The organism is Ruegeria sp. BB7 (genome assembly GCF_056539365.1).
The window spans coordinates 705,658-720,251 of the sequence record NZ_JBQFUV010000001.1 but is presented as its reverse complement, the minus strand read 5'-3'; the positions used below and the strand labels follow the sequence as shown (position 1 = coordinate 720,251).

The window sequence follows — 14,594 nt, the reverse complement described above, 5'->3', positions numbered from 1 at the left end:
ACTGCCGCCCGTCCAAAAGTGAAAAGGCGCGCAAACTGCGCGCCTTTATTTTTTATTCCAGTTCGACCAGCAGGTCCTTGGCGTCAATCTGGCCGCCGGGCTGCACGTGAACGGCTTTGACCGTTGCGTCGCGCTCGGCGTGGATGCCGGTTTCCATCTTCATCGCTTCGATGGTCAGCAGCATGTCGCCTTCCTTGACTTCTTGGCCAGCCGTAACCGCTACGGTGGCCACCACACCCGGCATCGGCGCGCCGACATGATCGTGGTTGCCCGGCTCGGCTTTGGGGCGCGCCTGTGTGGTCGAGGTGACCATGCGGTTCGGTACCCGGATCACGCGGGGTTGGCCGTTGAGTTCAAAGAACACTTTGACCTCACCCTTGTCATCGGTTTCGCCAATGGCCTGACAACGGATTTCCAGCGTCTTGCCAGGGTCGATTTCGGCCGTGATTTCCTCACCCGGCTCCATGCCGTAGAAGAAGGTGCGCGTGGGCAGGGTGCGGACAGGGCCATAGACCCGGTGACGGCCCATGTAGTCCAAAAAGACCTTTGGATACATCAGGTAACCGTTCAGGTCCTCATCATCGACCTCTTTGCCTTCCAACTGCTTTGACAGCTCGGCACGGGTTGCCTCCAGATCGACCGGAGGCACATCTTTGCCTGGGCGCTTGGTGTTTGGCGCTTCGTCCTTCAGTACCTTCTTGATGATTGTGTCGGGGAACCCGCCCGGAGGCTGGCCCAGATTGCCGCGCATCATGTCCACGACCGAGTCAGGGAAGGCCACATCGGTCGAGGGGCTTTCCACCTCTTCACGGGTCAGGCCTTGGCTGACCATCATCAGCGCCATGTCGCCAACCACTTTGGAGGACGGCGTCACCTTGACGATGTCACCGAACATCTGGTTCACGTCGGCATACATCTGAGCGACCTCGTGCCAGCGCTCTTCCAGACCCAAGCTACGCGCCTGCGCCTTGAGATTGGTGAACTGGCCACCGGGCATCTCGTGCAGATAAACCTCGGACGCCGGAGCCTGCAGGCTGGATTCAAAGGCCGCGTACTGACCGCGAACGGCTTCGAAGTAATCGCTGATCTCGCGGATGGCTTTGATGTCCAGTCCAGTGTCGCGCTCGGTATGGCGCAGCGCCTCGACCACGGTGCCCAGCGTTGCTTGGCTGGTATTGCCCGAGAAGCTGTCCATCGCGCAATCCACCGCGTCCACGCCCGCCTCAGAGGCAGCCAGAATGGTCGCGCTGGCGATGCCGGCAGTGTCGTGCGTGTGGAAGTGGATCGGCAGGCCGACCTCTTCCTTTAGCGCGCGGATCAGGATTTTTGCCGAGGCCGGTTTCAGCAGACCCGCCATATCCTTGAGGCCCAGCACGTGCGCCCCAGCGTCGCGCAGTTCCTTCGCCATGCCTACATAGTATTTCAGGTCATACTTGGAACGATCAGGGTCCAGAATATCACCGGTATAGCAGACGGTACCCTCACAGATTTTCCCGTTCTCGACGACCGCATCCATCGCCACGCGCATGTTCTCGACCCAGTTCAGCGAGTCGAAGACGCGGAACACGTCTATATTCTTGGACGCTTGGCGGACGAACTCCTGTACCACATTGTCCGGGTAGTTGGTGTAGCCAACTCCGTTTGCACCGCGCAGCAGCATCTGGGTCATCAGGTTCGGCATCGCCTCGCGCAGGTCACGCAAACGCTGCCACGGACATTCCTGAAGGAAGCGGTAGGCAACGTCGAATGTCGCACCGCCCCAGCATTCAACTGAGAATAGCTGCGGCAGGTTGGCCGCATAGGTCGGAGCCACCTTGATCATGTCGATCGAGCGCATCCGGGTCGCCAGCAGAGATTGGTGGCCATCGCGCATGGTGGTGTCGGTGATCAACAGCTGCCGTTGAGCCTTCATCCAGTCGGCGACGGCCTGCGGTCCTTTCTGTTCCAGCAGATTGCGGGTGCCCATTTTGGGTTCACCCTTCAGCGCTGGCGGCTTGGCCTCTTTCAGGTCGGCCCGTGGCTCGGGTCGGTCTGCGGTCTCGGGGTGACCGTTAACAGTAATGTCCGCGATATAGGTCAAAACTTTGGTGCCCCGGTCGCGGCGGCGCTTGAAGGTGAACAGGTCCGGCGTCGTGTCGATGAACTTGGTGGTGTATTCGTTCGACAGGAAGGTCGGGTGCTTCAGCAGGTTGATGACAAAGTCGATATTGGTGCTGACACCGCGAATACGGAACTCGCGCAGGGCGCGGTCCATACGTGCGATTGCAGCCTCGGGCGTCGGCGCCTTCGCCGTCACCTTGGTCAGCAGCGAGTCATAGTACCGCGTGATCACCCCGCCAGCATATGCGGTGCCGCCGTCCAAACGGATGCCCATACCAGTGGCCGAGCGATAGGCGGTGATGCGGCCATAATCGGGGATAAAGTTGTTCTGTGGGTCCTCGGTGGTGATCCGGGTTTGCAGCGCATGACCGGTCAGCCGCACATCTGCCTGGCTGGCCGCACCCGTTGCCTGAGCCAAGGTCTTGCCCTCGGCGATCAGAATCTGAGCCTGCACGATATCGATGCCGGTGACCTCTTCGGTCACCGTGTGTTCCACCTGCACGCGGGGGTTCACTTCGATGAAGTAGAACTTGCCGGTTTCCATATCCATCAGGAATTCGACGGTGCCCGCGCATTCATAGTTCACATGGGCGCAGATCTTGCGGCCCAGTTCACAGATTTCTGCGCGCTGTTCTTCGGACAGATACGGGGCAGGGGCGCGTTCCACGACCTTCTGGTTCCGGCGCTGGACCGAGCAGTCGCGTTCATAGAGGTGGTAAATCTCACCATGCTTGTCGCCCAGAATCTGCACTTCGACGTGGCGGGCGCGGGTGATCATCTTTTCCAGATAGCCCTCGCCGTTGCCAAAGGCGGCTTCGGCCTCGCGACGGCCTTCCAAAACTTTCTCTTCCAGCTCATCCTCGGATTCGATTGGACGCATCCCACGCCCACCGCCGCCCCAGCTGGCCTTCAGCATCAGCGGATAGCCAATCTCTTTCGCTTCAGCGCGGATGGCATCCATGTCATCGCCCAGAACCTCGGTGGCCGGGATCACTGGAACGCCAGCTTCGATGGCCACGCGCCGCGCGCTGGCCTTGTCGCCCAAAGCGCGCATGGTCTCGGCCTTGGGGCCGATGAAGGTGATGCCGTTCTGCACACAGGCATCTACAAAGTCCGGGTTTTCCGACAGAAGGCCATAACCGGGATGGATTGCGTCAGCGCCGCATTCCTTGGCGACGCGGATAATCTCGTCGATGCTCAGATAGGCAGCAACCGGCCCCATCCCTTCGCCGATGCGATAGGCTTCATCGGCCTTGAACCGGTGCAGGCCCAGCTTATCTTCTTCTGCGAACACTGCGACGGTGCGTTTGCCCATCTCGTTCGCTGCGCGCATCACGCGAATGGCAATCTCGCCGCGATTGGCGATCAGGATCTTGGTGAAGTCGGTCATATCAGGTCCCGGTCTTTGTGGTTTGGCCGTGTTCATAGGCGGACAATACGCGCTCGTATATCAGTCGTTCTGGGTAGAACCGGCATGTTAACGCTCGCAAGCGCCGCTTGTTGGCGCAATCCTATTAGCAATTCTGCGCTGCAGCATCAATTGTGTTGATTGGTCACTAGCTGATTCAACTGTTCAAGACCCATCTGGCCCATGTTCGCCAACATATCTTGTCGCAGGATGTCGATTACATGGGCTGGGCCGCCCGAACCTAGGGCAGCCAGACCATAAAGAAACCCGCGTCCCAACATGACAAAATCCGCCCCAAGAGCCAGGGCGCGGAGGATGTCGAGCCCGCCTTCGATTCCGCTGTCACAGATCAGCGGCATACTCGTGGCCGTACGAATGGCGGGAAGAACGGAAATACTGGCCGGAGCGCCGTCAAACTGCCGCCCTCCATGATTCGATATCCAGACGGCATCAACACCGGCCTGTTCCAACCGACCTGCATCTTCAGCGCGCATGACGCCTTTGACAATGAACGGCCCGTCCCATGCGTCGCGCAGCCAATTGACGTAATCCATATCCGGCGAGGTGCGCAGTAGGTACCCGACATGAGCGGTCGGAGACAGGGCGCTGTCACTGTCGATGTATTTGTCTAGTGTTCGCATCCGCGGCATCCCGCCCAGGGCCATGCCAACGGCCCATGACGGGCGCAGTGCGATCTGAGCCAGCAAACGGGGGGGCAATCGGGGAGGGTTCGTAAGGCCAGACCGAACCTGTCTCTCTCGCCGCGAAGCGACCGGAACATCAACCGTTAGGACAAGCGTCGAGAATCCAGCAGTTCTGGCTCGGCGCAGCAGATCAGAGCGAATGTCAGGGTCTTTCGGCGGGTAAAGCTGAAACCACGCATTCTCGCCGATATGAGGGGCCAGATCCTCGGGGCTTTGGCTGGCGACGGTCGACAGAGTATAAGGCAGCCCGGCTTGGGCTGCTGCGTGCGCCAGCAGTCTTTCTGCATCTGGCCAGATCAGCCCTGACATCCCAATAGGCGCAACTCCAAAGGGCAGGGGGAAGTGCTGACCTAGAAAATGTGTGCTGGTATCGCATTCGATTGGGCCGTGCAGGATCGAAGGCAAAAACTCTATGTCATCCAGCGCGGTCCTGTTTCGGCGCACAGTGGCCTCGGCCCCTGTACCACTTTCCAGAAATTCCCAGACGAAATGCGGAACTCTGCGCCGCGCGCGGCGTTTCAGATCGGCTATGCCGGGGAATGAGCTGTGCAGGTCCATAAGAATTGATCCGACCTACGACGCGATTCTGCAAGGTTTTCAGGCCGCTGATGTCCGAGGTGTTTGTTTCGGCTGGCCTTCATTTTTCACGGGCGCATGAGAAATAGAGGCTGCCCCATTGGCGATCTGCACCTGATTGCGCCCTTTGTCCTTGGCCATATACAAGGCGTCATCTGCGGCGCGCATCAGGTCCTGCGGCATGGTGCCATGCGCAGGGTAATGGGCCACGCCGACAGAAATCGTGATGCGCGGCAGGGATTTTTCACCATACCGAACCGAAACGGCCTCGACTGCCTGGCGTAATTGCTCTGCCCGGGTCATTGTGTCTTCTGGGGTATTGTCCGGTAGGATCAACATAAACTCTTCCCCGCCGATCCGGCAAGCAGTCTCGTCCCGGTCGCAGCCCTGCTCAAGCGCTGAGCCGACGGCACGCAACACCATGTCTCCGGCATCGTGCCCATGGGTGTCGTTGAATTTCTTGAAATGGTCCACGTCGACGGCGATCAAGCTCAACGGTGCGCCGGTTTGCTGGCTGCGGCTGATGGATTTGCGCAGCGTCTCAGTCATGTGCCGACGGTTAAACAACCCGGTTAGCGGGTCGCGGACCGACTGGTCATGCAACTGATCCCGCATCCGTACATTCGCGATCGCCATACTGATTTGTTCGGCGCAAAGCTGGGCCAGTTTCTTGTTGGAATGAAACACCTCGTAGCTGCCTTCATGGGCCCGCAGATGCAGCAGCCCAACCGTCTCGCCATGCGCCAGTATGGGAAAGCAGAAATAGGGTCGCCCGTCATGCGGTTCGGCATGCTCGCAAACAAAATCAATCTCGGATGCGCCATATTCATATGTCCGCCCCCGCCGCAGACCCCAGCACCCTTCGGGGTGAATATGCGACTTATGAGTGCCGTCATTCCAACTGGCACACCCATCCAGCACATCCCGCGAGTTGGAGTAGACATACACGCTGCCCTCGGCCTCAGGCAGGATATGAGTCATGAAGCGAGACACCATGTCAAACAGCTCATCCAGTGACCGGCTGGATTGCAGCCATTCGTTCAACTCACCCAGCAGCCGCACTTCTCGAGCCAGCCGCAGTTGGTCATCCATCAGTGCCCGTTCCTTGGCTGCACGGCCCTGCAAGTCGCGCACCTGCCGCCGGTTCGCGCGGAAAATCACCAGTGTCACCACCAGCACTGCCAGTAATGCTACACCGCTGAGCAGCGCCAGTGACCAACGCACCCGATTTATAAAAAGGTTCCGGACCTGGGTTATGTCCGAGTAGAACTCGATTGCGCCAACAAAGCGCCCCTCGCGGATGATGGGTGTGTAGATTTCGGCAACGTGACGGGTTTGCCTCCCCGCGGCCATGTCGCGATCCAGATTATCAACTTCGGTCAGGGGCTTTTCTTCATGCTCATAGTATAGATTCCCTTTTCCGATCACATCCTTGAAGTATGGCTTCATATTGAGTGTGCCGACATCGGAATCGCGCGTTGACCAGAACACTCGCCCAGATGTGTCAAAAAGCTTGAAGCGATAAATATCTGACGTTGCGGGCAGCAGCTCCAGAAATTCGTCGTCATGATCGCCCATCACACCCGTCAGGAAGGTGTCATCAACGTCCTCAAGGTGCGAGGTCACCTGGCGGTTCAACTGCATTGCAGCATGGCGCATGTCTGATTCCAGCATTCGGTCAACCACAGGGGCGGGAATCGAATATATGCCCCAACCTGACAAGGCAGCCAGAAGCCCGATTATCAGGACGATAACCGCTATTTTCAGGCGGGACGCGATGCCCGTTTCAGTACGTTTCTTCATGATCCGCGCTCCCACAGCTTTGGGCCCAGCATCGAAGGCAAGCTTTGACAGAGGGTTAACGCTGCTCGGCAAGGCGGACCGATTTGCCTACAATTGACTGCAAGTGGGTGGAAAAATTGAGCGAACAAGGCGTGAACAAACCCTTTCCCTTCCTACGTATTCAGCGTAGCTTGTGCGGATGAGCAGTTTTGACGAAATGGACGCCTTTGAGGGTGCATCGCTATCGCAGAGGGCTATGGCCGCGCGCCCTACGCCTTATCTGGATGAGCTAAACCCGGCGCAGCGCGAAGCCGTCGAGCGGTTAGATGGTCCGGTACTTATGTTGGCCGGGGCAGGGACTGGTAAGACCAAGGCGCTGACCGCCCGTATTGCGCATCTTCTCAGCACCGGGCGAGCGCGCCCGAATGAGATTCTGTCGGTGACTTTTACCAACAAAGCGGCGCGCGAGATGAAAGAGCGTGTTGGGCGGCTGTTGGGGCAACCAGCCGAAGGGATGCCGTGGCTAGGCACCTTCCACTCAATCTGCGTCAAACTGCTGCGTCGTCATGCCGAGTTAGTCGATCTCAAATCGAATTTTACCATTTTGGATACGGATGATCAGTTGCGCCTGCTCAAACAACTGATTCAGGCCGCCAATATCGATGACAAGCGCTGGCCCGCACGGATGCTGGCGGGCATCATCGATGATTGGAAAAACCGGGCTTTAACGCCTGATAAGGTGTCAGCAGCGGATGCCGGGGCCTACAACAACAAGGGCATCGAGCTTTATGCCCAGTACCAGACCCGCCTGCGCGAGCTGAACGCAGTGGATTTTGGCGACCTGCTACTCCACATGGTCACGATCTTCCAGACCCACCCGGACGTGTTGCAACAATACCAGCGCTGGTTCCGCTTCATTCTGGTGGACGAGTATCAGGATACCAACGTCGCCCAATACCTGTGGCTGCGACTGCTGGCCGGGGCGCACAAGAATATCTGCTGCGTGGGTGATGACGATCAATCGATCTATGGCTGGCGCGGGGCCGAGGTTGGCAACATCCTGCGGTTCGAAAAGGACTTTCCCGGCGCGCATGTGGTGCGGCTGGAGCAGAATTACCGCTCGACCCCGCATATTCTGGCAGCGGCGTCGAATGTCATTCGCGGCAACGAAAGCCGTCTGGGCAAAGAGCTGTGGACCGACGCGAAAGAGGGCGAAAAGGTCCGTCTGATCGGCCATTGGGATGGAGAGGAAGAAGCCCGCTGGATCGGTGAGGAAATCGACGCGATGCAAGGTGGGACGCGCGGTGTGCGTCCGATGGGGCTGGATGAAATGGCCATCCTCGTGCGCGCCTCACACCAGATGCGCGCGTTCGAGGACCGGTTTCTGACCATTGGCTTGCCCTACAAAGTGATCGGCGGCCCTCGGTTCTATGAGCGGATGGAGATTCGCGATGCCATGGCCTACTTCCGGCTGGTGGTCAGCCCCGGTGACGACCTGGCCTTTGAGCGGATCGTGAACACGCCCAAACGCGGTTTGGGCGACAAGGCGCAGCAGACGATCCAGATGACAGCGCGGGAAAACGGCGTGTCGCTGGTCGATGGCGCGCGGATTGCGGTTGATAACGGGTTGATCAAGGGCAAGGGCGGCAAGGCTCTGCGCGAGTTGATCGACGGGCTGGCGCGGTGGAACGCGATGACGCGCGGGCCGCGAATCGAAGTGGACGACGAGTCGGTGATTGATGATGGCGCGCCCATGCGGTTCGGTGAGCCCGAGGTTTCGCATATCGAACTGGCACAGATCATCCTCGACGAATCCGGCTATACTGCCCATTGGCAGAACGAAAAGACACCCGAGGCTCCGGGGCGGCTGGAAAACCTTAAGGAACTGGTCAACCAACTGGACAATTTCGAAAACCTGCAGGGGTTTTTGGAACATGTCAGCCTGGTCATGGACAATGAGCAGGAGGGCGATGGGGCCAAGGTCTCGATCATGACCCTGCACGCGGCCAAGGGGTTGGAATTTCCTGCCGTGTTCCTGCCGGGGTGGGAGGATGGCTTGTTCCCCTCGCAACGGTCCATGGACGAATCCGGACTGAAGGGCCTCGAAGAGGAGCGGCGGCTGGCCTATGTCGGCATCACCCGCGCCGAGGAGGTCTGTACGATCTCCTTCGCCGCCAACCGGCGGGTGTTTGGGCAGTGGCAGAACGCAATGCCGTCGCGGTTCATTGACGAATTACCCGAGGACCATGTGGAGGTGCTGACGCCTCCGGGGCTATATGGTGGCGGGCAACCTGCGGCGGGGATTGAAACCCGCGCGGCCGAGGCGAATGTTTATAATTCGCCAGGCTGGAAACGCATGCAGGCGCGGCAAGGGCAATATGGAACGTCTCAGCCGCGTGAAGCCCGCAATACGGTGATTGACGCGACTGCCGTGGCAAGCTTCACTTTGGGTGAGCGGGTGTTCCATCAGAAATTCGGTTACGGCGCGGTGATCGGCATCGAAGGGGATAAGGTTGAGGTCGATTTCGACAAGGCAGGCACCAAAAAGGTGGTCTCGCGTTTTCTGTCCGCGAAGGATGACGTGCCGTTCTGAACGGCTATAGGCCTTCGACCAAGACCATATTCGTTGTGGCCGTCTGATGACGGATTTTGGCAAGCTCGATGTAGTCGGGGTCGTCTTTCCACGCATTGGCGGCTTCGATAGACGGGAATTCCATCAGGACAACGCCGTTTTCCGTCCAATTTCCTTCAATTAACTCTACAGGCTTGGACGATACGGTCAGAAGCCTGCCGCCGTGGCGGTCGAATATTGGCATGAACCCTTCAAGGTATTTCTGATATCCATCCGGATCGTGAATTGAAATTTGGGCTATGAAATAAGCGGCCATTGGGAACTCCTGAAATTCACCTCGGAGCTTCATTCTACACGTCTGGGAAAAAAGAAAAACGGCGGTTCCCAGGGAGGAGGAAAGGGAACCGCCGTTCTTTTCAACATCGAGGCAGGGAGGAGGAGAAGCCCCGATGTATCCGAACCCGGGTTCGACCCCGGTATGTGTAAGACGCGGCGACGTCAGGGAGGAGGAAGACGTCGCCGCGCGCTTTCAACACCGGGTAAGGGAGGAGGAATACCCGGTGTGTCTGCGTCCGGCGTTCGAGGCCGGTATAATCTGCGGCGATATCAGGGAGGAGGAGATATCGCCGCTGAAATACAGGTCCTATAGGGAGGAGGTGGACCTGATCTCGGTAAATCGTTGCGCGATTACAGCGCGGTGTTTTCTTCCGCCGCCTGCATAGCTACGCGGCGGATCATCGAGCGGTGCAGACCCAGGTCGGCCAACTCGCGGTTCGACAGTACGGACAGTTCGTTGACTGTCTGGCGGTAGATGCGGTGCCGGATAAACCGGGTCTTTGCAGCTTCGATCAGGAAAGCCAGGCCAGTTACCGGTGCGCCTTTGAGCGCTGTCTGATGTGTTGCTACAGCCATGTCCGTTACTCGATTTCTTTCGTTGCTGCCGGTTTGTTCCGGCGTTTGCTTGAGAATGAAAATAAGGAAATGCTGCAGGTGCACAATACACGTGTTGTCAATGCTGCTATGCAGCAATTGCATGGATATCAACGCTTTGTCGGTATGATGATCGCGTAGTACTTCATTTGAGGGAGTTCGGGCGTTTTTCGCCTGTTCTGAGACGCTCCGAGCATGTCTAGAGAGCGGGCTGCTCCCTTGTGTAAGGCCCTGTGACCTACTTTCTGTTTAAAGAATTCAAAGGATGTAGGTGCGGATTGCCGATATGGGAATTCATGGGCTTAGTATGAGGTGGGCATATATCTGCAGTCATTATTCATTTTGGAATGGATGATTCGTCATAAGGCTGCGCCACACTTCCGGCTGTTCTAAGTTTCTGTGGCGCTTTGAGAATTTTTTTGGGGAAATCATGGGAAGTGAAGGGTGTGAGCATAATAGACTATATGTAGTGTCTGCCTTTTGAAGTTTTTCTATTTGTGGTGCAAATCTACTATTTTCTTTTGTTGTGTATTTGATATCGTTGCGATTCTTGAAAAAGGAATCTGAAATTTCCTATTGATTTCCATGAATTCCCATGTCATCCCTTATACATCCGATGAGGACGAGGCACATGGGGCGCTAAACGACCCCGAACCAACAAAAACAGGTTTCATACAGGCATCTCGCTTTCATCACTCAAGAGATCCGGCGCGCGGGCGAGCAGACATCCCCCCAGGTGGCGCGCGCAGCTGGACATCCCGCAAGGCGGGTCAATGCGGCGGGTTGATCGGTGGCAGCAGATCAACCCGCCGTTTTTCATCCGGGGGCGTGAAATTTAGGTGGGGCGCAAGCGAAAGGGACAGTCGTCTTGGCGCGTAGGTTTAGAGGTGAAAGCCACCACAAGGTGGATGCAAAGGGCAGGGTGTCGATCCCGGCCTCTTTTCGCCGCGTGCTTGAAGCCTCGGACCCCAACTGGCAGCCCGGTGATAGCCCCGAACTGGTGATTGTCTACGGTGATCACCGCCGCAAGTTCCTTGAATGTTATACAATGCAAGCGATCGACGAGGTTGACAGCAAAATTGACGCGCTGCCGCGCGGCTCGATGCAGCGGAAGATGTTGCAGCGCATGTTCCACGGTCAATCCTTCCCGACCACCGTGGATGAAACCGGTCGCCTGGTGCTGCCCGCTAAATTGCGAAACAAGATCAAGCTTGAGGGCGAGGCGTTCTTTATCGCCGCGGGTGATACGTTCCAGATCTGGAAGCCAGAGACTTACGAGTCAGAGGAACTGGCCGCATCTGAGGAATGGCTGGACGAACAGCCCGAGGATTTCGACCCTCTGGAGTTCTTAGACGGCGTCAGGGACGCGTAACGGCATGGCCGGCGCTGAGACCCCTTCCGACAAGCCTCATATCCCTGTTCTGCTGCGCCCGTTACTGGCAGCTGTAGCGCCGGTGTCGGGTGTCTGGCTGGATGGCACCTTTGGGGCGGGTGGGTACACGCGCGGTTTGCTAGAGGCTGGTGCCGACAAGGTCATCGGTGTCGATCGCGATCCTCTGGCTTTTGATATGGCAGCTGAATGGGCGGGTGAATATGGTGACCGGCTTGTAATGCAGCCCGGAGTATTCTCGCGTATGGATGAATATGCGCAGAATCTGGATGGCATTGTGCTGGACCTTGGTGTGTCGTCAATGCAGTTGGATCAGGCCGAGCGCGGGTTTTCCTTCATGAAGGATGGCCCGCTTGACATGCGGATGAGCCAGCAGGGCGAAGCGGCGGATGACATCGTCAACCATGCGTCAGAAAGCCATTTGGCTGATCTTCTCTATCTTTACGGCGAGGAACGGGCGAGTCGGCGCATTGCCAAAGCAATCGTCACAGCCCGCGCTGAAGAATACATAGAGACTACTTTGCAGCTGGCTCAAATTATCGAATCTTGCCTGCCGCGCCCGAAACCTGGTCAATCTCACCCTGCGACCCGCAGTTTTCAGGCGCTGCGCATCGCGGTGAATGCGGAATATGAAGAGCTGTTCCAAGGGCTTATGGCTGCTGAGCGGGCGTTGAAACCGGGCGGGCAACTGGCTGTCGTTACCTTCCACTCCATCGAGGATCGGATGGTCAAGCGGTTCTTTCAATCTCGTGCAGGGAAAACCGGCCGTGCCAATCGCTATGCACCTGAAATGGAACAGGAGCAGCCGCAATTCACGCTCAAGACCCGCAAAGCTGTGGGTCCGGATGAACAGGAATTGCAGGAAAACCCGCGTGCGCGCTCGGCCAAGCTGCGAGTTGGGGTGCGAACCGAGGCTCCTGCGGGGGAAATTGATGCCCGCGTTATAGGGATGCCGCAACTTGGGGGAAGGGCGAAATGAAGAGTATTTTGTATGTGTTGACTGCTCTGTCCGTGTTCGGGTTGGCACTTTGGGCGTATCAGGAAAATTACCGCACACAGCAGGTGGTGAAGGAAACGCAAAGCTTGCAGCGTGAAATCGGAATGGCGCAGGTGCGGCTGGCCGTTCTGAATGCGGAATGGGCGTACCTGAACCGTCCGGACCGTCTGCGTGAGCTGGCCGATTTAAACTTTGAACGTCTGGGTCTGTTGCCGCTGCTCGCGGAACAGTTCGGGCGCGCCGACCAGATTTCTTATGCTGAGGACCCGGACCTGCCCATCGTTGATCCAATCGAGTTGCAGGCTATCACCAACATTCAAGCCTTTGGTGAGGTGCAGATCCCATGACCCGTACGCCTCTGCGTCCACTCGCGCGTATTCTCGATGCCCGTGCGCGGGGCGAGAATCCTAAGACTATTGAACGGGAAAATATCCGCCAGCGTCACGAAGACATGAAAGATCGCGCCCGCGCCCGCGCCGAAGGGCGTCTTTTGGTGTTGGGTCTGTTCTTTTTTTGCGCGTTTTCTGTCGTGGGTGTACGCATGGGCATGCTGGCCACGTCCGAAGCGCAAGAGCCTCTGGCCAGCGCGCCGGGTGCAGCGATTGCCATGCAAAGGGCCAATATTGTCGACCGGGAAGGCCGTATTCTGGCGACCAACCTGGACACGTATTCGGTCTATGCCCAACCGCCCATGATGATAGATCCGATTGCTGTCGCAGATCAGTTGGTGGCAATCTTCCCGGATCTGGATAAAGAACGACTGGTTAAGGATTTCACTGGCAACCGCAAGTTCCTGTGGATCAAGAAACGCATCTCACCCGAGCAGAAGCAGGCGGTGCATGACATCGGCGATCCCGGCATTCTGTTCGGTCCGCGGGAAATGCGACTGTACCCGAATGGCCGTCTGGCTGCGCATATTTTGGGCGGGTCCGGCTTTGGGCGCGAAGGCGTTAGTGCTGCCGAAGTGATCGGCGTTGCGGGAGTTGAGAAGCAATTCGACGACTATTTGCGTGATCCGGCCAACGGCAACAAGCCGCTGCAACTATCACTGGATCTGACTGTTCAGGCGGCGGTCGAGCAGGTGCTTTATGGTGGCATGAAGATCATGAACGCCAAAGGTGCCTCGGCCGTCCTGATGAATGCGCATACAGGAGAAGTCGTCTCGGCCGCGTCGCTGCCGTCGTTTGACCCGAATGACCGACCACGCCCGCCGACTTCGGGGTTTGACCCGTCGGACAGCCCTCTGTTTAACCGCTATGTGCAGGGTGTGTATGAACTGGGGTCGGTGTTCAAGATTTTCACAGCCGCACAGGCCGTGCAGCTGGGGCTGGTGAACTCGGATACGATAATCGACACCTCGGGTCCGATGCGGATTGGGCGTTTTCCGATTGGTGAGTTTAACGGCAAGAATTACGGCAAGATTAGTGTGGCGGATGTCATCGTTCACAGTTCAAATCGCGGTACCGGGCGGCTGGCGCTGCAGATCGGCGCCCAACGACAGCAGAACTTTCTGAAGGCCCTGGGTATGTTCGAGCCCACACCGTTTGAAATTGTCGAGGCCGCAGGCGGCGAGCCGCTGAAGCCTAAAAAATGGGGTGAACTCAGCACAGTAACCATTTCCTATGGCCACGGGCTTTCGACCAGTCCGATGCACCTGGCGGCTGGCTATGCTGCGATTGCCAATGGTGGGAACTATGTCAGCCCGACCATCCTGCGTAAAAACGGTCCGCAATACGGACCGCGGGTTATGTCTGAAAGCGCGGCGACGCAGGCACAAAAGATGCTTCGGAAGGTGGTGACGGACGGTACGGCCAGCTTCGGCGATGTGGCAGGATATGACGTGGCCGGTAAAACGGGCACGGCGGATAAGCCCAAACCGCGCGGCGGTTACTATGATGACAAGGTCATTGCCACTTTTGCGACGATTTTCCCAGCTTACGATCCGAAATATGTGCTGATTGTCACGCTGGATGAGCCTTCCATCGTCGCCTATGGGGAAAAGCGCCGGACAGCGGGTTGGACCGCCGTTCCGGTTGCGGCAGAGTTGATTGCCCGGATCGCACCATTGCTAGGGCTGCGTCCCCGGCTTGAGCCTGAGGCGGGCGCTGCTATAACGCTGACCTCGAATTAGGCTG

Annotated in this window: 10 protein-coding genes; 5 read left to right on the top strand and 5 right to left on the bottom strand. The window is 57.8% G+C overall.

Annotation, left to right across the window (positions count from 1 at the left end):
- Window positions 1–52: 52 nt before the first annotated feature.
- The 3 genes from ACR0D7_RS03515 to ACR0D7_RS03505 form a co-directional block, all read right to left on the bottom strand.
- Entirely contained in the window at window positions 53–3,490 is a 3,438-nt protein-coding gene (locus ACR0D7_RS03515) for a pyruvate carboxylase (protein WP_480677755.1), read from the bottom strand.
- A gap of 146 nt (window positions 3,491–3,636) precedes the next feature.
- Window positions 3,637–4,770: an alpha-hydroxy acid oxidase gene (locus ACR0D7_RS03510; protein ID WP_480677754.1), complete on the bottom strand. Its 1,134-nt coding sequence runs from the start codon at window positions 4,768–4,770 to the stop codon at window positions 3,637–3,639.
- A 39-nt stretch (window positions 4,771–4,809) separates the two neighbouring features.
- Complete coding sequence (locus ACR0D7_RS03505; protein ID WP_480677753.1) at window positions 4,810–6,591, bottom strand: sensor domain-containing diguanylate cyclase; 1,782 nt, start codon at window positions 6,589–6,591, stop codon at window positions 4,810–4,812.
- A 178-nt stretch (window positions 6,592–6,769) separates the two neighbouring features.
- Here ACR0D7_RS03505 and ACR0D7_RS03500 point away from each other — a divergent pair, with 178 nt between their 5' ends.
- Window positions 6,770–9,163: an ATP-dependent helicase gene (locus tag ACR0D7_RS03500; protein ID WP_480677752.1), complete on the top strand. Its 2,394-nt coding sequence runs from the start codon at window positions 6,770–6,772 to the stop codon at window positions 9,161–9,163.
- Between the two features lie 4 nt (window positions 9,164–9,167).
- Here ACR0D7_RS03500 and ACR0D7_RS03495 read toward each other — a convergent pair whose 3' ends face one another.
- Together ACR0D7_RS03495 and ACR0D7_RS03490 are read right to left on the bottom strand one after the other, a co-directional pair.
- Window positions 9,168–9,458, bottom strand: a complete 291-nt coding sequence (locus ACR0D7_RS03495; protein WP_480677751.1) for a DUF1330 domain-containing protein — start codon at window positions 9,456–9,458, stop codon at window positions 9,168–9,170.
- 371 nt (window positions 9,459–9,829) lie between these two features.
- Window positions 9,830–10,054: a DUF1127 domain-containing protein gene (locus tag ACR0D7_RS03490; protein ID WP_170381753.1), complete on the bottom strand. Its 225-nt coding sequence runs from the start codon at window positions 10,052–10,054 to the stop codon at window positions 9,830–9,832.
- Between the two features lie 886 nt (window positions 10,055–10,940).
- On the opposite strand from ACR0D7_RS03490, the gene mraZ reads away from it, so the two are divergent.
- From mraZ to ACR0D7_RS03470, 4 genes are read left to right on the top strand one after another with little or no spacing between them, the layout of a single operon-like run.
- Entirely contained in the window at window positions 10,941–11,444 is a 504-nt protein-coding gene (gene mraZ / locus ACR0D7_RS03485; RefSeq protein ID WP_480677750.1) for a division/cell wall cluster transcriptional repressor MraZ, read from the top strand.
- Window positions 11,445–11,448: 4 nt separating this feature from the next.
- Window positions 11,449–12,441 (top strand): 16S rRNA (cytosine(1402)-N(4))-methyltransferase RsmH, encoded by a 993-nt coding sequence (gene rsmH / locus ACR0D7_RS03480; RefSeq protein ID WP_480677749.1) that lies wholly within the window; start codon window positions 11,449–11,451, stop codon window positions 12,439–12,441.
- Window positions 12,438–12,806, top strand: a complete 369-nt coding sequence (gene ftsL / locus ACR0D7_RS03475) for a cell division protein FtsL (RefSeq protein ID WP_480677748.1) — start codon at window positions 12,438–12,440, stop codon at window positions 12,804–12,806. Before rsmH ends, ftsL begins: the two co-directional genes overlap by 4 nt.
- Complete coding sequence (locus ACR0D7_RS03470) at window positions 12,803–14,590, top strand: peptidoglycan D,D-transpeptidase FtsI family protein (RefSeq protein ID WP_480677747.1); 1,788 nt, start codon at window positions 12,803–12,805, stop codon at window positions 14,588–14,590. The genes ftsL and ACR0D7_RS03470 overlap by 4 nt, the downstream gene beginning before the upstream one ends.
- Window positions 14,591–14,594: the final 4 nt, after the last annotated feature.